This is a genomic window from Nocardia bovistercoris (assembly GCF_015674855.1).
GTDB classification, from domain to species: Bacteria; Actinomycetota; Actinomycetes; order Mycobacteriales; family Mycobacteriaceae; genus Nocardia; species Nocardia bovistercoris.
Window position 1 is genome coordinate 1 of the sequence record NZ_JADMLG010000027.1, and the last position, 22,719, is coordinate 22,719.

A 22,719-nucleotide genomic window follows, 5' to 3' on the forward strand; every position below is an offset into this window, starting at 1 on the left:
GTCTCGCGTCCCAGCGGTCGAGACAATGCGACGCAGGAGCAAGTATCGACCGCTGGGACGCGAGACCCCCAGGGCCGCGAACCCGCGGCGCCGAAGGCGACGCCAATAAACACAGCCGCGGGCACACCATTACGAAGAGCCGCGGTGAAACTCCCACCCACACCGAACCCGGTCGCCGGGGTTCCCTGTAGTGCAGTGGCCAAAGGTAAGGCAAGTAGGCTGTTCAGCTGAATGGACAGAGACCCGGGCTCGGGTGTACGACGGGAGACGGATTCGTGACGAGCATGTGGGGCGCACCGTTGCGCTCACGGTGGCGCGGCTCACGCCGCCGCGATCCCCAGCAAGCGCGATTTCTGACCATGGACTCACTGCGCTGGGTCCTCACGAACCGCGCATACACACCGTGGTACCTGGTCCGCTACTTCCGCCTCTTCAAATTCAAGCTCTCCAACCCGCATATCGTCCTGCGCGGCATGGTGTTCCTCGGCAAGAACGTGGAGGTCCACGCGACCCCCGAGCTGAGCCGCATGGAGATCGGCCGCTGGGTACACATCGGCGACGGGAACGCCATCCGCTGCCACGAGGGTTCGCTGCGAATCGGCGACAAGGTCGTCTTCGGCAAGGACAACGTGGTCAACACCTACCTCGACATCGAGATCGGCGCGTCGACGCTGGTCGCGGACTGGTGCTACATCTGCGATTTCGACCACCGCATGGACGACGTCGACACGCCGATCAAGGATCAGGGCATCGTGAAGGGCCCGGTGCGGATCGGCCCGGACACCTGGATCGCCGCGAAGGTCACGGTGTTGCGCGAGACGCGGGTCGGGCGCGGCTGCGTGTTGGGGGCGCACGCGGTCGTCAAGGGCGAGATCCCGGATTACAGCATCGCGGTGGGCGCGCCCGCGAAGGTCGTGAAGAACCGCAAGGCCGCGTGGGAGGCCGGTGCGGAGCAGCGCGCCGAGTACATCGCCGCGCTCGAGGACATCGAACGCAAGAAGAACGGGGTCGCGCAGCAGGCGTGAGCGTCGGCGGCCGAATCCGTCTCGGCTTCCGGTCGGTGTCGGACCGATCGGCTACGGTCGCGCTATGAACAGCTACGCGGCGCTGCTGCGCGGGATCATGCCGAGCAATCCGAACATGCGCAACGAGAAGCTGCGCGGGGTGTTCGAAGGGCTCGGCTTCGATCGCGTCGCCACCTTGCTGTCCAGCGGCAATGTGGTGTTCCGGTGCGCGGATTCCGACGAGGCGGAACTCGAGGACCGCATCCAGGAGGCGCTGAACCGGGAACTCGGCATCGCGGGCGGCACCATCGTGCGCGGCCACGAAGATCTGCGGGCGCTCATCGATCGCGACCCGTTCGCCGGACGCACCCACGAACGCGGCACCTATCTCACGGTGACCTTCTTCAAGGACCGGCATCCCGAGGTCGCCACCCCCGAGGCCGCCGACGAACTCACCGAGATCATCGGTTACGACGCCGAAGCCCGCGCGTTCCTCACCGTGATCGACAACAGCACCCCGCGCACCCCCGACTTCATGGCGTGGCTGGACAAGACGTACGGCAAGGACATCACCACCCGCACCTGGTTGACGATCCAGAAGGTGGTCAAGAAACTCGAGGCGTGAGCCCGGGGCGGGTTCGGCGCGTGCGCGGTCAGGCCCGCGCCGCGGTTTCCGAAGCTGCCACGGCGGTGCAGAGAAACACCGTCGCGGCTCGGCCGATTCGGGTGATCACGAGGGTGTAGGGCCGGGTTCCGCGCGGTTTGAGGCGTTTGCGCAGGGCGTCCGGGTCGAGGTCGACGCCGCGGACGAGGATTTCCAGCGCGCCGCAGTCGCGGCGGGCCAGTTCCCGGCGCAGCGACTTCTCCCGCAGGTCCATGCGGTCGAGCACGGCGAATCCGCGCATGCCATCGGGCACTCGGTCGCCGGTGAGGTAGGCGATGCGCGGATCGAGTTGCCAGAGGCCGTGCGCGGCGGCGTAGTGGCGGACCAAGCCCGCGCGCACCACCGCGCCGTCGGGGTCGACGATCCACGGGCCGGGTGGGCGCTCGGGGATCTCGTCGGGGTCGGCGTCGGTCAGTTCAACGGCGGGTCCCGAGGTGGAGAGCACGCTTGCGCGGCGGGTGACGCCTGTTCCCGCGAGCCCCGGCGACCACAGGCACGCCTCGCGCACCGCGCCGTCGAGGGAGACCACCTCGATCTCGCCCGCCCAGTCCAGCCGGTCGAAGTCGAGGCCGGGAGCGCATTTCACGGCGAGGTCGCGGCCCGCGTAGACGTCGAGCAGGTCGGGCAGCGGGGGCAGCAGACGCGCCGGGTCGGCGGTGCGTCTGCCGTCGGCCCGGCGCGCGGGATCGGCGATCACAGTCGTGCCGACGCTGACCGGGCGCAACGCGTCGGCCGCCGCCAAGAGCACCGACTCGTCCGCGAGGTTGTGGGCGGCCATGGCCAAGCGCACGCGATCGAGGTCGCTGCCGAGCACCGACGGGCATACGCGTGCGAGTTCGGCGAGTTCCGCGCCGATCGAGCAGGTGACATCGTGGACGGCACGACCGGCCAGCCGCCGCGCCCGATGCCGGGCGACCAGGGTCGGGGTGGCCTGCTGGAGCGCGTCGTCGGTGAACAGCCAGTTCCGCGCGTCGAGGAGTTTGCCCGCCGCGCGACGCCGCAGCCGCACGGTCTCGATCACGGCGGGCGCGAACTCACCGTACGAGCGACGCGCGCGTTCCAGATCGCGCAGATGCGTCGCGGGCGTGAGCTCCAGCCCGCTCGCCTCGTCCAGTGCGGCACGACCGCGCGCGTCGCCGAGGAACTCGACGTCGGCCCGGCCGAAGCCGTAACCCACCTACTTGCCTGCCGCACCCGGCTTCACGCCGGTGATCATGGCGTTGTAGAAGAACTGACGCGGCACCACACGCCGCATGATGTTCTCGTCCACCCAGCTCAGTCGCAGCCACGCACGGAACATCGCCATGCGGTAGCCCATGGTGAGCTTCTCGTCGGGCACGGCGGCCTCGAAGGTGCGCACGGGCCAACCCCACAGCGCGGCGGCGAACTCCTCGGTGGTGGCCTTGACCTCGGTGGCGCCGGCGGACCGCGCCATCGCCTCCAGCTTGCCCGGGTCGAAGGTATGCAGGTCGACGACCGCTTCCAGGGCCGCGGCGCGCGAGGATTCGTCCAGCTCCGCCTGCGGACGCCGCCAGCCCGCGAGCGGGCCGAGCTTGGTGACGGTGGTGGTGGCCTTCCAGGTGATGCGACCCAGCCAGCGGGCGTAGAAGTTGCCGACGGTGGTTGGCTCACCCGCGAAGACGAACCGCCCGCCGGGCTTGAGCACCCGCAGGCACTCCTTCAGCGCCAACTCCACGTCGGGGATGTGGTGCAGCACGGCGTGGCCGACGACCAGGTCGAAGGTGTCGTCGTCGTAGGGGATGGTCTCGGCGTCGGCCACCCGGCCGTCGACATCGAGCCCGAGGTTCTCGGCGTTGCGCAACGCCACCTTCACCATGCCCGGCGACAGGTCGGTGACCGATCCCGATTTCGCGATACCGCCCTGCATGAGGTTCAGCAGGAAGAATCCGGTTCCACAGCCGAGTTCGAGCGCCCGGTCGTAGGGCAGCGGCGCGGGGCCGACGGCGAGGTCGAAGCGGCCGCGCGCGTAATCGATACAGCGCTCGTCGTAGGAGATCGACCACTTGTCGTCGTAGGTTTCGGCTTCCCAGTCGTGGTAGAGGACCTGGGCGAGCTTCGTATCCTTGAGCGCGGCTTCGACCTCGGCCTCGGTGGCGTGCGGATTCGGCGCGGGGTCGTCGGGGTGGACCGTCATGGATGCGTAGCCTATCTTCTCCACGCTCTCCGGTGTCCAGCCGGTCCGGTCGCACAGGAACCTACCGTATGGTCGACGGTCGCGGGCGAACCCGGTCCGGTTGCGTCGCCGCTCAGCCCTCGACCTGCGCCACCGTGTTCGCGCTGGAACCGTCCGATTCGGCTGCGGCCTGCACCCGATATCCGCCGACTACGCGGCGCTTCAGCCGACGCGCACTTGCGGCCGCCCCCGGACTCAGCGACCGACGAACTCCGCGGAACCCGGACCGTTCGCGAGGGCGGATTCGAGTCCTCGACGCCGGTCCTCGGTGGTGAAGAGTTCCGTCCATTGCTCGCGGGCGCGACGCGGGCCGTCGGGTCCGGCTTCGAACACCGCCTTGGCGGCGGCGAGGGCGCGGGAGGGGCCGTCGGTGAAGCGGGACGCCCAGCGCACAGCGGCGGCGAATACGTCGTCGGGGGCCACTACCTCGTCCACCAAGCCCAGTGCAAGCGCTTCGGCGTGCTCGACGAAACGACCGGTGTAGACCAGGTCCTTCGCGTGGCCGGGTCCGATCAGGGACGACAGCTCGCGGATGCCCGCCAACGGGATCAGTCCCGAAGTGATCTGCGGCAGACCGAGTTTGACATTGTCGCCGACGATCCGCCGGTCCGCGCCGAGCGCGAGCTCCAGACCGCCGCCGAGCGCGTACCCGCTGATGGCCGCAACGGTCGGCTGTGGGACGCGGGCCAGGCAGCCGAGCGCGGACTGCAGGTCCTCGGCCATCGCGCTCGCCCGGTCGCGGCCCAGGGTCGCGAGTTCGGCGAGGTCGTCGCCCGCGCAGAACACCCGCTCGTCGCCGTAGACCACGAGCGCCGCGACGGCGGGATCGCCCGCGACCTGTTCGGCGGCCGCGGCCACCTCGAGCAACACCTGCGCGTTCAGCAGATTCAGCGGCGGGCGGGCGATCCGCAGCACCGCGACGCCACGCTCGGCAGCGGCGTCGAGACGCTCCAGGGTCACGAATTCGGCCATGCGGGCAACCTACCGCGCCCATCCCACCGCACCATCATGACGCCCCATATCGGCCGACGTGATGCGTCGGCCCAGCCGCCACGAACTCGGCCGAAAACTGCGCGACCGGCGTATCGCGCGGCGGCCGAGCATATCCGCGCGGCCCACGACGGTGGCGAGACACCTACAGCGATATCAGCGACGGGCCGAACCTCTGAGCAGACTCGCGTCGGGCACCTCGGCGAAGAAACGCTCGTTGTTCGGGAAATGAAGGCGGTCCGGCAGAGCACCGCCGCCGAGCACCGGCATGATCGGCTCGATCACCCGGTCCGCGGCGAGGATTTCGGCGGTCGACCCGAAACGTGCGAGCGCGTCGAGTTGCGACCAGGTCGGCGGCAAGAGCACATCGGCGCCGCCGCGCCACTGCTCGAGCACACGGGCCGGTGTGCGCCAGCCCACGTCCGCCGCTTCGGAGGTCGCGCCGTCGGCGATCTGACCGTGCGGGAGCACCGCGACGAAGAACCTGGTGTCGTAGCGGCGCGGTTCGATCACCGGGCTGATCCAGTTCGCCCACGGCCGCAGCAGATCCGAGCGGAGCACGAGCCCGCGCTCGGCGAGGAATACGGCCAGCGACACCTCGCGGCGCTCCAGTCGCTCTCGGTCGTCCCGGTATTCGGCGGTGTCGCGGACAGCGGTGTCCGCGGTGGGGCCTGCCAGCAGCACGCCGCATTCCTCGAAGGTCTCCCGCACCGCCGCGCAGACCAGCGCCTTCGCGCGTTCCTCGGTGGTCGAGAACGTCCGCGCCCACCACGCCGGGTCGGGTCCGCTCCACGCGATGTCGGCGGTGCCGTCGGAGCGGTCGACGCCGCCGCCGGGGAACACCGTCATGCCCGCGGCGAAGGCCATGGCGTCGACCCGGCGCTGGAGGAAGACCTCGGGGCCGGACGCGCCGTCGCGCAGGAGCATGACGGTGGACGCGTCTCGGATCGGCGGATCCTGCGGCTGAGAGTCGGCGGGCGAATCTGTCTCACTCACACTTGCACCATACGCTGTACGAATCCCGGTGCCCGCCCACGGTCGCGGCTCAGCGCGAGCGGTGTTTGCCCGCCCTGCGGCTGCGGCGCGCGAAGTACCGACCGTCCACCCGATCCAGCGTGATCGACTGTCGGAAGGCGTCACTCAGGTTCTGCGCGGTGAGCACGTCGCTGAGCAGACCCTGCGCGACCACCTCGCCCTCGTTGAGCAGCAGCCCGTGCGTGAAACCGGGCGGGATCTCCTCCACGTGATGGGTGACGAGCACCATCGCGGGCGAATCCGGGTCGGCGGCGAGATCGCCGAGCCGCTCCACCAGTTCCTCGCGGCCGCCCAGATCGAGTCCGGCGGCCGGCTCGTCGAGCAGCAGCAGTTCGGGATCGGTCATGAGAGCGCGCGCGATCAGCACCCGTTTGCGCTCCCCCTCCGAGAGGGTGCCGTAGGTGCGGTCGGAAAGGTGTTCGGCGCCCAGACTTTCCAGCATGTCGATGGCGCGGTCGGTGTCGACGTCCTCGTAGCGTTCGCGCCAGCGCCCGAGCACCGCGTACCCCGCGGACACCACGAGGTCGCTGACCTTCTCCTCGCGCGGCACGCGGGCCGCCACGGCCGCCGAGGACAGTCCGATGCGCGGACGCAGTTCGCTGACGTCTGTTTTACCCAGTATCTCGCCGAGCAGATGTGCGATACCCGAGGTCGGGTGCACCTCGGCGGCGGCCATGCGGAGCAGCGAGGTCTTGCCCGCGCCGTTGGGTCCTAGCACTACCCATCGTTCGTCGAGCTCGACCTGCCAGGTGACCGGACCGACGAGGGTGTGCCCCGAGCGTCGGATGGTCACATCGGTGAAATCAATGAGCAGATCGGGATCCGGTTGCGGCACGCGCTCCATCTTGGCTCACATGAGGTCCAGATGCCCGATCGACCCACGCGGGTCGCGACATCGCGCCGCGGTAGCGCGGACGGCGACGGCTCGCGACCTCGTACTCGGATCCCTCGGGCCCGGCATCCTCGGATCGCGCACGCTCGGCACCCTCTGGTCGCGCACGCTCGGCGGTCCCGGATCGCTCGCGCTCGGCGGTCCCGGATCGCTCGGGCTCTGTGGTTGGCCGCTCGCGCTCGGCCGTAGGACCGCCGCGGCCTCGGAACAGGCGGGCGACCAGCAGCGCCAGTGGAATCGACAGCACGAACCAAACGGCGAGAATCAGCAAGACTGTGGACATGGTGTGACGTCCTCCGCAACAGTTTGGGGGCAGTCCTCTGAACGGACGGATACCCGGATGTCCCCGTGGCCACACCCGGCCACGGGATGAAACGGACATTTCGTCTGCGATCTCCTTTCGCTGATGCGGTCTGTTCACTTATCGCGCGCGGGGCCGGTTGCGCATCGGCGTGGTCGTCGGCGGCGTTCGTCGGGTGTGGCAAGACCGCCGAACGCGCGGTTGCGTCGCATCACGGCGCCGGGGCCTGGGGCGGCACGGCGATCACCGTGAGCGAGCCGGGTGCGATCTCGGTGAATCCGGCGTCACGGACCGCTACCGCGGCGCCTGCCGCGACACGGTCGGTGAGCGCCGCCCACTGCCGTGCGTCGGCGTCGCGCACCGAGCAGGCGAATCCCGCGCGCGACCATCGCCACACGGCTTCGAGGGGCAGGGCGCCTGCGAGCAGCATGCTCGCGTGTCCGACCTGTGCCGCCGCCTTGCCGACCGTCATACCCAGGCGCGGATCGACCCACAGCACCGGGAACTCCGGATCGGGCGGGCCCGGCTCGTCGTGTGCCAGGTCGGTGCCGCCGATCTGCAAGCGCCGGATCCGCGCGTCGACCGCGCCGACCGTGCTCGGCGCCAGTGCGCGCGCCAGCGCGCCGCCGATCTCCACCGTCACACCGTCCACCTCATGAGCCGCCCGCCACTGCGCGCCGCGCGCCCGCCGGGCGACCTTGCGAATCCTGGCCCGCTTCCACGCCAGATACCGCGCCTCCCAGACGCCGCCGGGACCGGACCGCTCGTCCAGGCACACCGCGACAGCGGCAGCGGCGGCGGCAGCGAGCACCGCACTGCGCGCGGGCGGATCGACCTTCGGCAGGTGCAGCACCATCTGCATGGCCTGCACCAGATCCGGGTCGTCGGGATCGCCCGCACCGCCGTAGCCGCGCGCCAATTCCGCGTGCAGCGCACGGAACTCCGCCGTGGGATCCGCCGAATCCCACCGGCCGGCCGTATCTTCCGCGTGCACCGAACCCGCAGGGACCGCCGAGCCCTGCGCGGCCGCGACATCCCGCGCGACTACCGGAGCCCTGCCGCCGATCGGATCCTCGGTGCCCGATGCGTTCCCGGTGACCGGCGAACGCCCCGCTCCCGCCGAATCTCCGGCATTCGCGGAAACCGTTGTCGCGCCGGAATTCCCGGCCACCGCCGAGTTCCCCGCGACAACCGATCCTCCGGTATCCGGCAAATCTTCCGCGCCCGCCGACTCGGTCGCCGCCTCATCCGCGGATACCGCATCTCCGGCCGTGGAATTCGCAATGGCAGTCGAATCCTTCGGGCCCATGGTCGATTCCGTCACCGTCGCGCTCCCGGATTCGGATGCGCCGTACTCCCCGCTCACTCAGTTCACCTCGATCGTCACCGTGAATGTCCGCGCGGGCAGCACATCGTGCTCCCACGGCCGCGCGTACTCCATCACAAGCGGGCCGCTGCCCACCGCATTCCCGGTGAAGGTCCAGGTCTCGATGCCCGCCGATCCGGGCGGTTCCGGTACCGCGGAGTCCTCGCCGCTGTCGGGGTGGCCGATCGGTCTCACGATCGTGGGATCGAGGTGCGCGAGTCGCCATCGGTAGCCGGTGGACGGATCCGCGGGCAGGGCGACGGTAAGTCGCTGATCGATTGCCAGATTCCGGCGACTGCCGTCATCGGCTTCGGTGACGACCAGTGCGAGAACATGGTCGGCGGCGAAGGCGCGGGCGGGCGATCGCACGCCGTCCGCCTCGTGAATCCCGCTCTCGGGGGCGCCGCATCCGGCGATACCGACCGCGAGCACGACGACCGTACCGATTCTCCGCACGTCGCCCCCTCCGATCCGCCCCTGTGGTCGATAGCCCGCGCCTACCGATACGAGCCACGGGTAATCATGGAGCAACTTCATCGCACGCGCGGGGTTTCGAGGAGAATTGCGAGAAATAAGGTCGTAGAGACACTTTCACGGACCTCTCAGCAGGCCACCACACCGACAGAGACCCGAACGAGAGATCGATTAGCAATCTCAGAACTCGCTGCCGCCCCAGGATTACCTCGATAGCGACAGTCGTCACTTGCGCGGGTACAGCTATTACCGCGACTCGACGACAGTGAAGACCGACCAGTCCGCGACGAGGGGCCGCAACTGACACCCGATCCGATAACCCCGCAACTCCGCGAGAACCTATCGAACCGGTCGCCTGATATTTGCCGAATTCAGCTGCCGACCAGAGGAACCCGCCGTACCCCACCGTCGCGGGCATCGGCCGCCTCGACCTCGTCGCGAGTCACACCGAGAATGAACAACACCGCGTCCAGGTACGGATGCGACAGAGCCGCGTCGGCCACCTCGCGCAGCGCCGGTTTCGCGTTGAACGCCACACCGAGACCCGCCGCGTTCAACATGTCGATATCGTTCGCGCCGTCGCCGACCGCCACCGTCTGCTCCATCGGCACACCGGCCTCCGACGCGAACTTCCGCAGCGCGGTGGCCTTGTAGGCCCGGTCCACGATATCGCCGACCACGCGGCCGGTGAGCTTGCCGTTCACGATCTCCAAGGTGTTGGCCTGCACGAAATCCAATTCCAGTTCGTGCGCCAGCGGTTCGATGACCTGGCGGAAACCTCCGGAGACCACACCGCAGCGGAAACCGATGCGGCGCAGCGTGCGAATGGTGGTGCGCGCGCCCGGCGTCAGCTCGATCCGGTCGGCGACCTCCTCGATCACCGATTCGTCGAGCCCTTCCAGGGTGGCCACCCGCTGTCGCAGCGATTCGGCGAAGTCGAGTTCGCCGCGCATCGCCGCCTCGGTGACCTCCCGCACCTGTTCCTCCACGCCTGCGTGCGCGGCGAGCATCTCGATGACCTCGCCCTGGATCAGGGTGGAGTCCACGTCGAAGACGATGAGCCGCTTGGCCCGTCGCGCGAGTCCGGCGCGTTCCACCGCGATATCTATGCGTTCGGCCACCGCGACCTCGGCCAGCGCGGTGCGCAGCCGCGAATCGGTGTCGACGCCGGTGTCGGTGGCCGACACCATCAGCTCCATCCCGGTCACCGGATAGTCGGCGATGCCGCGAATGGTGTCGATATTGGCGCCGAGTACCGCCAACTGCCGGGAGACGTTGCTGAACGCGCGCGCTGTCACCGGGCTGCCGAGCACGACGACGGCGTGCGTGGAGATGGGCGGGCGGCCGATCTGCGCGTCGACCTCGACGACGACATTCATGCCGACGGTGTTCATGGCCTCTTCCAGCTCGTCCTGCAGCGATTCGGAATCGCCGGGACAGGTGACCAGCACACCGAGGGTCAGATGGCCGCGGATGACCACCTGTTCGATGTCGAGGAGGCTGACCTGGTGGCGCGACATCGCTGTCAGCAGGACAGATGTCACGCCGGGGCGGTCGGGGCCGGTCACGGTGACGAGAACGATGGTCTCAGTCAAGTCGAAGTGCTCCAAGTCTGTCCGCCCTCCTGTGCCGCGTCGCCGTTGCCGCTTCCGTTCTGGGCTAGCTACCTCACCGAACGAGTGTGCACCCACTGGATGACCAGCGGGTGCACACTCGTCGCACAAATCCTAGTACGGAACTACTTCGCGGCGACGGCCTCCGGCTCGTTGGCGTGCTTGCCCGAACCCCAGCCGACGTGGGCCTCGGCGCGCATGCGCTCGACCATGTGCGGGTAGTGCAGTTCGAACGCGGGACGCTCGGAGCGGATGCGCGGCAGTTCGTAGAAGTTGTGCCGCGGCGGCGGGCAGGTGGTCGCCCACTCCAGGGAGTTGCCGTAGCCCCACGGGTCGTCCACGGTGACCACTTCGCCGTAGCGGTAGCTCTTGAACACGTTCCACACGAACGGGAGCATCGAGGCGCCGAGGATGAACGCGCCGATGGTGGAGATGGTGTTCAGGGTGGTGAACCCGTCGGAGGGCAGGTAGTCGGCGTAGCGACGCGGCATGCCTTCCGCGCCAACCCAGTGCTGCACGAGGAAGGTGGTGTGGAAGCCGATGAAGGTGGTCCAGAAGTGCCACTTCGCCAGTCGCTCGTCCATCATGCGCCCGGTGATCTTCGGGAACCAGAAGTAGATGCCTGCGAAGGTGGCGAACACGATGGTGCCGAAGAGCACGTAGTGGAAGTGCGCGACCACGAAGTAGGAGTCGGTGACGTGGAAGTCCAGCGGCGGCGAGGCCAGGATGACGCCGGACAGACCGCCGAAGAGGAAGGTCACCAGGAAGCCGAGCGACCACAGCATCGGTGATTCGAAGGTCAGCTGGCCGCGCCACATGGTGCCGATCCAGTTGAAGAACTTCACGCCGGTCGGCACCGCGATGAGGAAGGTCATGAACGAGAAGTACGGCAGCAGCACCGCGCCCGTGGCGTACATGTGGTGCGCCCACACCGCGATGGACAGCGCCGCGATGCCGAGGGTGGCGTAGACCAGCGTGGTGTAGCCGAAGATCGGCTTGCGCGAGAAGACCGGGAAGATCTCCGAGACGATGCCGAAGAACGGCAGCGCGATGATGTAGACCTCGGGATGGCCGAAGAACCAGAACAGGTGCTGGTAGAGCAGGATGCCGCCGGTGGCCGGATCGTAGATGTGCCCGCCGAGGTGGCGGTCGTAGGCCAGGCCGAACAGCGCCGCGGTGAGCAGCGGGAACGCCAGCAGCACCAGCACGCTGGTGACGGCGATGTTCCAGGTGAAGATCGGCATGCGGAACATGGTCATACCGGGCGCGCGCAGGCAGACCACGGTGGTGAGCATGTTGACGCCGCCGAGGATGGTGCCGAGGCCGGAGACCGCGAGGCCGAGGATCCACAGGTCGGTGCCGACGCCCGGCGAGTGCAGGATGTCGGTGAGCGGCACATACGCCGTCCAGCCGAAGTCCGCGGCGCCGCCGGGGGTGATGAAGCCCGCGGTCGCCATGGAGGCGCCGAACAGGTACAGCCAGTAGCTGAACGCGTTCAGGCGCGGGAAGGCGACGTCGGGCGCGCCGATCTGCAGCGGCAGCACGATATTGGCGAAGCCGAACACGATCGCGGTGGCGTAGAACAGCAGCATGATCGTGCCGTGCATGGTGAACAGCTGGTTGAACTGTTCCGGCGACAGGAACTGCAGGCCCGGCCGCGCCAGTTCGGCGCGCATCAGCAGCGCCATCAGGCCGCCGATGAGGAAGAAGCTGGTGGCGGTGACGATGTACATGACGCCGAGGACCTTGGGGTCGGTGGTCGTCACCATCTTGTAGAGGAACGAACCCTTCGGCCCGGTTCGAGCCGGATACGGTCGAGTCGCTTCCAATTGAGGGACTGGTCTGGGCTCTACCGCAGTCACTGATCCTCCTGAAGATGCCTGTAGGTCGCTCCGCAGGCTCCGCTGCGTGGGTCTGTCCCGGCACCGGAACAGACGACAGTTAGCTTGCGCTCCTGTGATCGTAAACCGTGCGGCCCCGGCGGTCCGCACTGGTCCTACTCTCTGTCGTATTTCGTTGATGCGGCGGCGACGGCGACCGACCGGAATCCGCGCTCGACGCACCGATGAGTTCCCGCGCCCCCACCCGTCTCCACCCATGCGAGTGCCTGTCCCAACACCTGCGAAGAGAGACTCGACATGACAGCTCCCAAGCCCGGCGATCCGATCTGGGTCGACCTTTTCACCGCCGACCCCGACCGCAGCATCGCCTTCTACACCGAACTGTTCGGCTGGACGGCCGAACGCGGTGGCCCCGAATTCGGCGGCTACATCACCTTCCGCAAGAACGGCAAGGCCGTCGCGGGCGGCATGGGCAGGCAGCCCGACGACTCCGACGGACCCGACCGGTGGACGGTCTACCTGGCCGCCGAGGACGCACGCGCCACCGCCGACGCCGCCGCGACCGCGGGCGCCGACACCATCGTGCCCGCCATGCCCGTCGGCGACCTCGGCGTCATGGCGGTACTCGCCGATCCTGGCGGCGCGGGCGTCGGCATCTGGCAGTCGGGATCCTTCGGCGGGATCGAGACCGCCGCCATCGTGAACGACGGCTCGTGGCGCGACCACGACGGCGCGCCGTCCTGGTTCGAACTGCATACCCGCGACTACGACGCCGTCCTGGCGTTCTACCGCGACGTCTTCGGCTGGAGCGACACCTTCGCCATGCCGGTCGAGGCCGGTTTCCGCTACACCACCATCCGTTCCACCAGCCCGATGCTCGGCGGGGTCATGGACGCGTCGGTCCTGCCCGCGGATTCGCCACTCGGCTGGATGGTGTACTTCGGAGCCGACGACGTGGACAAGGCGGTGGCGAAGGTGGTCGAACTCGGCGGCACGGTGCTCGCGCCCGCCGAGGACACTCCCTACGGGCGAATGGCCTCGGTCGCCGATGTCACCGGCGCGCGATTCAGCCTGGGTGGCGACGCCGCCTGACTCGTGTGTGGCCGCGGCGAGGGGTCGCGGCCATCCACAGCTGGGCAGTCGCGTGGTTCGACGAAGATCCTCCGCGCCGCCGCACGATCATCGACATCCGGCGCGCGCACCACCACGGACATGTTCTCGGTGCTCATCCCACCGCGACCGCGTCACCGGCGAATCCGAGCGCGGGGCGCGGGGCGGATGAGGCGGCACGGCGAGCACGAGCGGCACGAGCGGCACGAGCGGCACGAGCGGCACGAGCGGCACGAGAATGGTGCGGTATGCGTGGGTATTACCTCGCGGGGGACACAATCCCCTACAAGGTAATCTCACCCGCATGTCGGTGACCGCGTTCGTCCGAATCCGAAACCGCACCACCCGATATGGCACGGCCGCGCTGGCCGTGGCCTGTGCCGTGCTGGTCGCCGGGTGCGGCGGTCAGGCCGACGAGGTGAGTTCCATCGTGCGCACCACCACGAATATCGCGGGCGCGGGCGTCGTCGGACTCGACCGCGACACCGCGCAGGCGTGCCCGCTGCCGAGCGCGCCCGATCAGGCGGGCGGTACCCGCAGCGTCACCCACGCCGCCGGGGTCAGCGAGGTTCCCGCCGATCCGAAACGCATCGTGGTGCTCAGCACCTCGGCGTTGGACGCGGCCTGCGCGCTCGGTCTGTGGGAGCGGGTCATCGGCGCGGCGACCGCCGACGGTCCGCGCGCGCAGCCGCTGTATCTCGGCTACGGCGTGAACAAGATCCCGAGCGTCGGTGTGCTCGGGCAACCCGATCCGGCCAGGATCGCGGAACTGAACCCCGACCTGATCCTCGGCGAAGTGCCATCGGGCGCGGCCACTTTCGACGCGCTGCGGGCCATCGCGCCGACGGTGCTGGTCGGCACGTCACCCAGTTGGCAGGCGCAGTTCACCGCCTTCGCCGCCGGGATGGACCGGCGCGAGGCGGCCGCGAGCGCGCTGGATGCCTATCGCGGGTACGCGCGCGAGGTCGGCACGACCATCGCGGCGAATCAGAGTCAGGCTTCGGTGCTGCGCTTCACTCCGGATGTCATCCGGATCCAGGGCGCGGACAGTTTCGCCGGTCAGGTGCTCGCGGATGTCGGCGTCCAGCGGCCGACGGCCCAGCGCGGCCCCTCCGTCGACATCACCGTCGACGAACTCGCCACCAAGGCCGAAGGCGACATCATCTACGTCGATTTCGTCGGCGAGGACGGTAAGCACTACGGCGAGAAGATCCTGCGCGGTGATGCGTGGAAGGACCTCGGCGCGGCGAGCGACCACCGTGTGTTCGCGATCGAGGACTCCGTCTGGCACGGCAGCGGACTCACCGCAGCCCGCGCGCTGGTGTTCGACCTCCAAGGCAGTTTGAACGGTTACGTCACCGACTGAGCGCGGCATCTGGGTGCAGCGCACGCACTCCGGCGCGGACCGAGCCGGGTGACGTCCGCACCGCGGACCGACCTCCGCGGACGGCGACCGCCCTGTTCGGCAATCCCAACCCGGCGATATCCGGAATTCGCGGTTCCGGTGCTCGACCGGATGCACTCAGCCGGATGAATCGGCGGAGGCACCCGCAGAACGGATGAGACCGCGACGAACCTCGACACCGAGCGTCGCGGACCGAACCGGGGTAGCGCTCCACCCGACTCGACCAGCGCCCTGGGCTCCACGTGCCGGGCTGCCGACGCCCGCGCCGCAGCGCCGCCGACCGGGCCGCGACTCACCTCACCCCACCGACGCGGGTTCCTCCGGTCTCGGATCGGCGCTCGGGACGTTGGCGCGAGGTCGGGACAATGCGCTCGGCCACCAGATCTTGTCGCCGATGTCCAAGGTCAGGGCCGTCACCAGGATCGCGCGCACGATAATGGTGTCGAGCAGGACGCCGAAGGCGATCACGATGCCGAGTTCGGCGAATGTCACGACGGGCAGGGTGGTGAAGACCGCGAAGGTGCCCGCCAGCACGAGCCCGGCCGAGGTGATCACGCCGCCGGTCGCCGCGAGTCCGATCAGCGCGCCCGCCTTGGTGCGGTGTTTGATCGTCTCCTCGTGCACGCGCGACATGAGGAAGATGTTGTAGTCGATGCCGAGCGCCACCAGGAAGACGAAGGCGATCAGCGGGAGTCCGGGGTCGGCGCCGACGAATCCGACGGCGTCGAATATCCACCGGCTCGCGCCGAGCGCCGCGAAGTAGGACAGCACCACCGTCGCGGTCAGCAGGATCGGCGCCAGGATCGAACGCAGCAGCAGCATGAGGATCACCATGACGATGGCGAGCACGAGCGGCACGATGACCTTGTTGTCGCGGGCGACCGCACGGTCGACGTCGAGGACGACGGCGCTCTGCCCGCCGACGCGCGCTTGGTCGTCGGCCGCGCGCACGGCCGCGCGCACCCGGTCGATGGTGGCGTATGCCGCGTCGCTGTCCGGCGGATCGGTCAGCGTGGCCTCGACGTAGAAGCGACCGTTCTGTGTGACCGGCGGCGCGGTGGCGCCGATGCCCTGCGCGGAACGCACCGCCGCGATCACGGCGTCGGCGCGTTCGGCGCGGCCGATGACGATGACCGGATTGCCGGTGCCCGCGTCGAAATGCCGTTCCAGGATCTCGGTGCCGTCGACGGCCTCCGATGAGCCGACGAAGGAGTCCTTGTTGGCGATGCCGTCGGTTTCCAGGCCGCCGACGCCGAAGGCGAGCACGCCGAGGACGACGACGGTAGCGATCCACACGGTGCGCGGCCTGCGCGCGACGCCGAAGCCGACGCGCGCCCATATCCCGGATTCGGTGTGGTCGGCGGTGCCCATGGCCGGGCGGCGCGGCCAGAAGATCCAGCGCCCGACGATGACGAGCAGCGCGGGCAGCAAGGTGAGCATGGCGAGCAGGGCGACCGCGATGCCGATCGCGCACACCGGCCCGATGCCCTTGGTGGAGTTCATCTCGGCGACCAGCAGCGCCAGCATCGCGACGATCACGGTGGCGCCGCTGGCGAGCACCGCGGGTCCGGCCCGGTGCAGCGCGACCGCCATCGCCTCGTGTTTGTCATCGTGGCGGCGCAGTTCCTCGCGGTAGCGCGCAACCAGAAGCAGTGCGTAGTCGGTGCCCGCGCCGAATACCAGCACGGTGAGGATGGCCTGACTCTGCGCGTTCATGGTCAGGCCGATCTTGGTCGCGCCGTAGACCGCGCTCTGCGCGACGATCAGCGCGAAACCCGCGGTGAACAGCGGCAATATCCACAGCATCGGCCCGTAGGTGAGGACCAGGATGACGATGACCACGCCCGCCGCCGCGTACAGCAGCAGTCCGTCGATGCCCTCGAACGCCTCGCCGAATTCGGCGGCGAAACCGGCGGGGCCGGTGGCGTGGAAGGACAGGCCATCGGGGTGTTCACCCGCGACGGACCGCATCTCCTCCACGACCTTCAGCAGCCGATCCCACCCCTCCGAACCCATGTCGATCGGGATCAGGATCTCCACGGCCTGCGCGTCCTGCGACTGCACCGGCCCGAAGATCTTGTCCCCGATGACATGCTCGATCTGCTTGAACCGCTGCGCGTCGGCGGCGACGGCGGCGCGGTCGGCGTCGGTGATCCCGCTGGTGCGCTCGTAGACCAGCACCACCGGCACGTGATCGCTGTTGCCGAAGGATTCCGCGAGCCGGTACGCCTGCGTGGATTCGGCGCTGTCGGGCAACCAGTTGACGTTGTCGTTCTCCTGCGCGCCGCTGAGCTTGCTCGCGAAGGAACCGAGGGCGAGCAGCGCGATGATCCACACGCCGAGCACAACCCACTTGCCGCGCCGTCCGCTCGGGACGCGCGCGAGCTTGCCGAGCAGGTCGGTCATGTCGGGATCGGTCGGTGCGGCCATCTCGCCCCCCTCGTGCGACTCAGGTACGGCAGTATCGTACGTCCCGGAGTCGCCGATCGCGCCTGTGATCTTGTCGAGGCGTTCACGGCTGCCTCCGGCCGAAATCCCACCCCCGAGTCGACCGAGCCGCGCGGAGGATCCGTACCCCGATTCGGCTGCGGGGACCCGCGATCCGACGCGGCGGCGCGTGCCGCACAATGAGTTGCCGCCGACCGTGCGCATCGGCATCTTCCACCCGGCGGGTCGACCCCCGACGACACTAGGTGTTGTGTTGCGTGGACATGTCAGACCCAAGGGGTAGTGTTCGGAAGCGAGCTGTCGGCGGCGGCAGCGTTCCCTCGGATCCCGTGCGAAGCAACGGCCTCGTTGCGTTCCTCGGTGAACGAGCGTCCTCGGTGAAAGGTGTGAAGGCAGGATGAAGCTTATCGACCGGGTGTCGGCCATCAATTGGAATCGGGTGCCCGACGAGAAGGATGCCGAAGTCTGGGATCGACTCACCGGCAACTTCTGGCTGCCGGAGAAGGTGCCCGTCTCCAACGACATCCCCTCGTGGAACACCCTCACCGCCGACGAGAAGCAGCTCACCATGCGGGTGTTCACCGGACTCACCCTGCTCGACACCATCCAGGGCACCGTCGGCGCGGTGAGCCTGATCCCCGACGCGCTGACCCCGCACGAGGAGGCGGTGCTCACCAATATCGCGTTCATGGAGTCGGTGCACGCGAAGAGCTACAGCTCGATCTTCTCCACGCTGTGCTCGACCCGCGAGATCGACGACGCGTTCCGCTGGTCGGAGGAGAACCCCAACCTGCAACGCAAGGCCGAGATCGTCCTCGGCTACTACAACGGCGACGACCCGCTCAAACGCAAGGTCGCCTCGACCCTGCTGGAGAGTTTCCTGTTCTACTCCGGCTTCTACCTGCCGATGCACTGGTCCTCGCGAGCCAAGCTCACCAACACCGCCGACATGATCCGCCTGATCATCCGCGACGAGGCCGTGCACGGCTACTACATCGGCTACAAATACCAGCGAGGACTGGAACAGGTCACCCAGGCCGAGCGCGACGAGCTGAAGAACTACACCTTCGAACTGCTCTTCGAGCTCTACGACAACGAAGTGGACTACACCCAGGACCTCTACGACGAGGTCGGTCTCACCGAGGACGTCAAGAAGTTCCTGCGCTACAACGCCAACAAGGCACTGATGAACCTCGGCTACGAGGGCCTGTTCCCCAAGGACGAGACCGAGGTCAACCCGGCCATCCTGTCCGCGCTGTCCCCCAACGCCGACGAGAACCACGACTTCTTCTCCGGATCGGGTTCCAGCTATGTCATCGGCAAGGCTGTCAATACCGAGGACGAGGACTGGGAGTTCTGAGCTAGCGTCCCGGTGGCGGTCCACCGGGACCGCCGCCCGGTCCCCCGCCACTGCCCGGTCCCCCGCCGCCGGGTGGGCGACCGGGGGCGTTGCCCGATCCGGCGTTCGCGGATTTCGCTGCGACGCCGACGGTCAGGGCGATGTCGAGTCCGGTGGCGGGTGTTCCGGTGACGGCGGCGAGTTCGGCGTCCCAGCCGTCGCCGAATACATTGTCGGAGGCCAGACTCACGCCTGACAGGTTGCTCACACTTCGCGAGTAGCCCGAATCGTGGGCATAGACCTGTTCGCAGATCTGCTGCGGCAGCGCGATCTGGGACGTGAGGCGCGCGTTGTCGCCCGCGACGGCGGATTCCAGCGAGTCGAAGACCTCGAAATGGATGTGCGGCCAACGCCCGTCGTAGCAGGCGGGGAAGATCGTGGTATAGGTGACGGTTCCGGTGTCGTCGGCCACTTGGACGCCGCGCAGGTAGTTCTGGTCGGTGACGCCGTCGCTATAGAGCGAATACTTGCCGGACCGGTCGCAGTGCCAGACGTAGACGGCCATGCCCGCGCCCGCCGCGCCGTCGCGCGTGAGATCGAGCATCCGCAGGCGCAACGTGGTCACGACGCCTTGTGCGACACCGGAATACGCTCCGAAGCTGCTCGTGAGATCGGAGCGGACGACCCCGGATTCGATCAGGACATTCGGGCCGTTGGACCCGTCGCCGGGATACGGACCGGCCGTCTCCTGCGGCATGGTCGCCGTCGCCGAGTCGGTTGTCGCGACCTCTGCCGTCGACCCGCCTGCCGTCGACCCGCCCGCCGTCGACCCCTCGTCGGCGGTCGAGCAGGCCGCGGCGGCGATGCCCGCGCCCGCCGCCCCCATCAGGTAGAACGCTCGCCGACGTGACATCACCCGCAGATCGTGGGCCAGACCCAGATCGTGTTCGTGCGCGTCACCCGTCCCGCGTCGTGCGAAGGGACTCATTCGCATTCCTTTCGTCGTTTCCGCATCGACGCTAGGAAGGCGAACTCCTCGGTTCCGGTGATGATGCCGGCAATTCGCTGCGAGTGGATCCTCCGGTCAGATGCCGAGCACCAATTTGGCCGTGGTGAAGTAGATGATCAGGCCGGTGGCATCCACGAGGGTGGTCACCATGGGCGCGGAGACCACGGCCGGGTCGATGCGGGCCTTCTTGGCGAGCAGCGGCATGGTGCCGCCGATCGTCGCGGCCCAACCGCAGATCAGGACCAGGGTGATGCCGACCACGATGGCGATCTTGGCGCCGACGAACAGCGCGCCGATCAGCACGCCCGCCGAGGCCAGCATCGCGCCGAGCACCAGCCCGACCCGGCATTCACGCCAGATGACCCGCAGCAGATCCGATCCGCGCACCTCGCCGACCGCGACCGCGCGCACGCACGCCGTGGCCGCCTGCGCGCCCGCGTTGCCGCCGGCGCCGATCAGCAGCGGGATGAAAAGGGCCAGGTGGGCGGCCTGTTCCAGGGTGCCCTGGAAGAAATCGGTGACGCTCACCGTGAGCGTGGCCGCGAACAGCAACAGCAGCAGCCACAGCGCGCGGTAGCGGGCCAACTGGAAGACCCCGGCCGCCATGTAGTGCCCGGCCCACGGCGCCGAACCGGCCTGTTTGGCGACGTCCTCGCTGTCGGCGGCCTCGATGACCTCCACCGCGTCATCGATGGTGAGCAGTCCGACCAGGCGGTTCTCGCTGTCCACGACGGGCATGTTCAGGTCGTTCGTCTCGCGCATGAGCCTGGCCGCGCGCTCGGCCGAATCGGTGGCGCGCACGAACGCGGGCTCGGTCACCACCAATGCGGCGACCTCGGTGTCGGGGCCCGCGAGCACCAGCTCGCGCAATTCCACGATGCCCATGAGGCGGCGGCCCGCGTCGACGACCGGCAGCGTGTACACCGTCTCGGCGTTGACGCCCTTGGCCCGCACCGTGTGCAGGGCCTCGGCCACCGTCAGATTGCGCGGCAGCGCAACGACTTCCGGCGTCATGTAGAGGCCGACCGAACCCTCGGGGTAGCCGAGCAGCGACGCCGTCATCCTGCGCTCGCGCGGACTCAGCCCGGCCAGCACCTTCTTGGCGACCTTGGCGGGCGCCTCGTGCAGCATCCGCGCGCGGTCGTCGGGCGCCATCCGCTCGACCAGATCGCGAAAACTCTGGTCGCGCAACCCTTCCAGAATCTGCTGCTGATCGACGGGCTCGAGTTCCTCGAACACCGCGAGCGCCCGGTCCTTGGGCAGCAGCCGGAACGCGACACCCGCCTGCACGGCGTCCATACGGGCGAGTTGATCGGCGATGACATGCGGCGGGTGGTCGCCGAGCCAGTCCAGCGCGGCGTCGACCCGGTGGGTTTCGGCGATGTCACGCAGGGAGTCCGACAGCGTCGGGCGGTCTTCGACGCGCGGCGGACGTACTTCGACGAGATCGGTCTGCGACATGGGTGATCCTCAGCACACGGCGGGGTGAAGGAGTGAATCGATGACGACGTGGTCACACCGCGAGGCGCCCGCTCACGACCGATTCAGCGAAATGCCGAGGAGAAAGACGTTCGGTCAGTACGAAGGAGCGGCGCCGCGCGGCCTTCGACTGGGAGGTTCACTGCACATGGCACCCACCTCCTGGTCGTCGTCACGACGGCGATCGCCACCGTCGATTTTCCGCCTCGCGCCCCATGCCGGGTGCGCTGCTTCCTCAGGAAGGATACATGCGCCGACGCCGCACACCACATCGGCGGGCGCGCCGAGGCCGAGCCACCGCCGAAACTTCACCGCACCGACGCCGGGCGTGCACCGCACCGATATCGCGCGGGGTCGGCGACGCGAATTCGCCGCCGCGTGTTCACGGTTGGGCGAGAAGGGTGGCCGCGACGGCCGTCTCGACCTCCGGCCGGGTCGCGGTGTGCCACACCCGGTCGGGCACGGGCTCGGTCTGGACGCCGAACAGGAACAGGTGCGCGACCTGCGGGTACAGCGCCCGGTGCACGTCGAGACGGTCGTCGATCATGTGCGTGACCGACAACCGCGCGCAGTGCACGGCTTTCTCCGCGCGGGCGCGGCAGAAACGCACGTTCGCGCGCGGGATGCCGCTGAGCAGGAGGGTTACGCGCAGCGAGCGTCGAACGGTTGTCCGTGCCTGCGCGAGCGGGGACAGTTGCGCGCGGGGCCGAAACCGGCGGGCCCGGAGATGCGAGGACGACGCCATGGCCACCACCGACCAGCCCCGTTCGGGTTCGCAGGCCGTCGAACGGGCCATCCACCTGCTCAATTGCTTCGAAGGCGACGATCCGGAACTGTCGATCAGCCAGCTCGCGCATCTGGCGGGCGTACCGGTCAGCACCGCGCACCGGCTCGCGCAGGCGCTGGTGCGCGGGCGACTGCTGGAACAGGATCCGATCACCGATCGCTACCGGGTCGGGCACGGTCTCGCCGTCCTCGCCCGTCCCGCGCTGACCAGGCTCGGCCTGGATTCCGCCGCGCCGCATATGTACGCGCTGGCCGCGGGCATCAAGATCACGGCCACCCTCAGCGTCGCCGAAGCCGACGAAGCGGTCACCGTCTTGCAAGCCCGTCCGCCCGTGCACTTCTGCTTCCACCAACTGCCGCGCGCCCGTCGACCGCTGCGCTCCAGTGCCACCGGCCGCGCCCTGCTCGCCTGGTCCCCCGCCGACAGCGGCCTGCGCACCGATCTGGACCTGGTGCGCCGCAAGGGTTTCGCGGTCGAGGAATTCGAATGGCAGGACCCCGAGGACAACGACCCGGTCCGCTCCATCGCCGTCCCCGTCTTCGGCCGCGACCGCCAGGTGTGGGGCGCACTCGGCGTCCAAGCCCGCTCGGCCCGCCTCGACGACGTCCTCATCCGCGAAATCCTGCCCGCCATGCGCCAGATAGCGGGCCGCATCGGCACCGTCGTCCAGAGGAACTCCTGCGCGACCGCGGAGTAGCGAAGCGCCACCCCGGATCGAGCCCTGTCCTCGCCAGGATTCACAGCGACCCTTTCCGAGCACACCGGGAG

19 protein-coding genes are annotated in these 22,719 nt (G+C 68.7%); 6 read left to right on the plus strand and 13 right to left on the minus strand.

The genetic code is table 11. The features are described from left to right. Positions 1-275: 275 nt before the first annotated feature. Both IT779_RS35595 and IT779_RS35600 read left to right on the plus strand, forming a co-directional pair. A complete protein-coding gene (locus IT779_RS35595; protein ID WP_196153899.1) occupies positions 276-1,025 on the plus strand; it encodes an acyltransferase in 750 nt (249 codons plus the stop codon). A gap of 64 nt (positions 1,026-1,089) precedes the next feature. Continuing rightward, the gene (locus IT779_RS35600; protein ID WP_196153900.1) at positions 1,090-1,629 is read left to right on the plus strand and encodes a DUF1697 domain-containing protein; all 540 of its coding nucleotides are present in this window, start codon (positions 1,090-1,092) and stop codon (positions 1,627-1,629) included. Positions 1,630-1,657: 28 nt separating this feature from the next. On the opposite strand, the gene IT779_RS35605 is transcribed toward IT779_RS35600, so the two are convergent. From IT779_RS35605 to ctaD, 9 genes are all read right to left on the minus strand, one after another. Beyond that, positions 1,658-2,845, minus strand: coding sequence for a THUMP-like domain-containing protein (locus IT779_RS35605; RefSeq protein ID WP_196153901.1), 1,188 nt, complete (start codon positions 2,843-2,845; stop codon positions 1,658-1,660). Beyond that, positions 2,846-3,823, minus strand: a complete 978-nt coding sequence (locus IT779_RS35610; protein ID WP_196153902.1) for a class I SAM-dependent methyltransferase — start codon at positions 3,821-3,823, stop codon at positions 2,846-2,848. Positions 3,824-4,057: 234 nt separating this feature from the next. Next, positions 4,058-4,834 carry an enoyl-CoA hydratase-related protein gene (locus IT779_RS35615; protein ID WP_196153903.1) on the minus strand — a complete coding sequence of 259 codons (777 nt, stop codon included), beginning with the start codon at positions 4,832-4,834 and terminating at the stop codon, positions 4,058-4,060. 174 nt (positions 4,835-5,008) lie between these two features. Then, positions 5,009-5,779 (minus strand): NUDIX hydrolase, encoded by a 771-nt coding sequence (locus IT779_RS35620; RefSeq protein ID WP_196153962.1) that lies wholly within the window; start codon positions 5,777-5,779, stop codon positions 5,009-5,011. A gap of 118 nt (positions 5,780-5,897) precedes the next feature. Then, entirely contained in the window at positions 5,898-6,731 is an 834-nt protein-coding gene (locus IT779_RS35625) for an ABC transporter ATP-binding protein (RefSeq protein WP_196153904.1), read from the minus strand. 560 nt (positions 6,732-7,291) lie between these two features. Continuing rightward, positions 7,292-8,074 carry a peptidyl-tRNA hydrolase gene (locus IT779_RS37315; protein WP_408637827.1) on the minus strand — a complete coding sequence of 261 codons (783 nt, stop codon included), beginning with the start codon at positions 8,072-8,074 and terminating at the stop codon, positions 7,292-7,294. A gap of 372 nt (positions 8,075-8,446) precedes the next feature. After that, a complete protein-coding gene (locus IT779_RS35635) occupies positions 8,447-8,902 on the minus strand; it encodes a protease inhibitor I42 family protein (RefSeq protein WP_196153905.1) in 456 nt (151 codons plus the stop codon). 389 nt (positions 8,903-9,291) lie between these two features. Further along, positions 9,292-10,515, minus strand: a complete 1,224-nt coding sequence (gene serB, locus IT779_RS35640; RefSeq protein ID WP_196153906.1) for a phosphoserine phosphatase SerB — start codon at positions 10,513-10,515, stop codon at positions 9,292-9,294. A 143-nt stretch (positions 10,516-10,658) separates the two neighbouring features. After that, positions 10,659-12,395 (minus strand): aa3-type cytochrome oxidase subunit I, encoded by a 1,737-nt coding sequence (gene ctaD, locus IT779_RS35645; protein WP_196153907.1) that lies wholly within the window; start codon positions 12,393-12,395, stop codon positions 10,659-10,661. A gap of 276 nt (positions 12,396-12,671) precedes the next feature. On the opposite strand from ctaD, the gene IT779_RS35650 reads away from it, so the two are divergent. Both IT779_RS35650 and IT779_RS35655 read left to right on the plus strand, forming a co-directional pair. Then, positions 12,672-13,466 (plus strand): VOC family protein, encoded by a 795-nt coding sequence (locus IT779_RS35650; protein WP_196153908.1) that lies wholly within the window; start codon positions 12,672-12,674, stop codon positions 13,464-13,466. Positions 13,467-13,788: 322 nt separating this feature from the next. Then, complete coding sequence (locus IT779_RS35655) at positions 13,789-14,850, plus strand: ABC transporter substrate-binding protein (RefSeq protein ID WP_196153909.1); 1,062 nt, start codon at positions 13,789-13,791, stop codon at positions 14,848-14,850. Between the two features lie 336 nt (positions 14,851-15,186). Here IT779_RS35655 and IT779_RS35660 read toward each other — a convergent pair whose 3' ends face one another. After that, positions 15,187-17,319 (minus strand): MMPL family transporter, encoded by a 2,133-nt coding sequence (locus tag IT779_RS35660; RefSeq protein WP_196153910.1) that lies wholly within the window; start codon positions 17,317-17,319, stop codon positions 15,187-15,189. Positions 17,320-17,734: 415 nt separating this feature from the next. Here IT779_RS35660 and nrdF point away from each other — a divergent pair, with 415 nt between their 5' ends. Continuing rightward, positions 17,735-18,697, plus strand: a complete 963-nt coding sequence (nrdF, locus tag IT779_RS35665) for a class 1b ribonucleoside-diphosphate reductase subunit beta (RefSeq protein ID WP_196153911.1) — start codon at positions 17,735-17,737, stop codon at positions 18,695-18,697. Between the two features lies 1 nt (position 18,698). On the opposite strand, the gene IT779_RS35670 is transcribed toward nrdF, so the two are convergent. The 3 genes from IT779_RS35670 to IT779_RS35680 form a co-directional block, all read right to left on the minus strand. Further along, positions 18,699-19,664, minus strand: a complete 966-nt coding sequence (locus tag IT779_RS35670; protein WP_196153912.1) for a dioxygenase family protein — start codon at positions 19,662-19,664, stop codon at positions 18,699-18,701. Positions 19,665-19,760: 96 nt separating this feature from the next. After that, positions 19,761-21,146, minus strand: a complete 1,386-nt coding sequence (gene mgtE, locus IT779_RS35675) for a magnesium transporter (protein WP_196153913.1) — start codon at positions 21,144-21,146, stop codon at positions 19,761-19,763. A gap of 400 nt (positions 21,147-21,546) precedes the next feature. Next, positions 21,547-21,909, minus strand: a complete 363-nt coding sequence (locus tag IT779_RS35680) for a hypothetical protein (protein ID WP_196153914.1) — start codon at positions 21,907-21,909, stop codon at positions 21,547-21,549. On the opposite strand from IT779_RS35680, the gene IT779_RS35685 reads away from it, so the two are divergent. Then, positions 21,908-22,648 (plus strand): IclR family transcriptional regulator, encoded by a 741-nt coding sequence (locus IT779_RS35685; RefSeq protein WP_196153915.1) that lies wholly within the window; start codon positions 21,908-21,910, stop codon positions 22,646-22,648. The two genes, IT779_RS35680 and IT779_RS35685, sit on opposite strands and share 2 nt — an antisense overlap. The last annotated feature ends 71 nt before the right edge of the window (positions 22,649-22,719 follow it).

Coding starts and splice junctions, on each gene's coding strand:
- IT779_RS35600 (WP_196153900.1), top strand. CDS start 1,090: ATGAACAGCTACGCGGCGCTGCTGCGCGGGATCATGCCGAGCAATCCG.
- IT779_RS35610 (WP_196153902.1), bottom strand. CDS start 3,823: ATGACGGTCCACCCCGACGACCCCGCGCCGAATCCGCACGCCACCGAG.
- IT779_RS35615 (WP_196153903.1), bottom strand. CDS start 4,834: ATGGCCGAATTCGTGACCCTGGAGCGTCTCGACGCCGCTGCCGAGCGT.
- IT779_RS35620 (WP_196153962.1), bottom strand. CDS start 5,779: ATGCTCCTGCGCGACGGCGCGTCCGGCCCCGAGGTCTTCCTCCAGCGC.
- IT779_RS35625 (WP_196153904.1), bottom strand. CDS start 6,731: ATGGAGCGCGTGCCGCAACCGGATCCCGATCTGCTCATTGATTTCACC.
- IT779_RS35650 (WP_196153908.1), top strand. CDS start 12,672: ATGACAGCTCCCAAGCCCGGCGATCCGATCTGGGTCGACCTTTTCACC.
- IT779_RS35655 (WP_196153909.1), top strand. CDS start 13,789: ATGTCGGTGACCGCGTTCGTCCGAATCCGAAACCGCACCACCCGATAT.
- IT779_RS35660 (WP_196153910.1), bottom strand. CDS start 17,319: ATGGCCGCACCGACCGATCCCGACATGACCGACCTGCTCGGCAAGCTC.
- nrdF (WP_196153911.1), top strand. CDS start 17,735: ATGAAGCTTATCGACCGGGTGTCGGCCATCAATTGGAATCGGGTGCCC.
- IT779_RS35670 (WP_196153912.1), bottom strand. CDS start 19,664: ATGAGTCCCTTCGCACGACGCGGGACGGGTGACGCGCACGAACACGAT.
- mgtE (WP_196153913.1), bottom strand. CDS start 21,146: ATGTCGCAGACCGATCTCGTCGAAGTACGTCCGCCGCGCGTCGAAGAC.
- IT779_RS35685 (WP_196153915.1), top strand. CDS start 21,908: ATGGCCACCACCGACCAGCCCCGTTCGGGTTCGCAGGCCGTCGAACGG.
- IT779_RS35680 (WP_196153914.1), bottom strand. CDS start 21,909: ATGGCGTCGTCCTCGCATCTCCGGGCCCGCCGGTTTCGGCCCCGCGCG.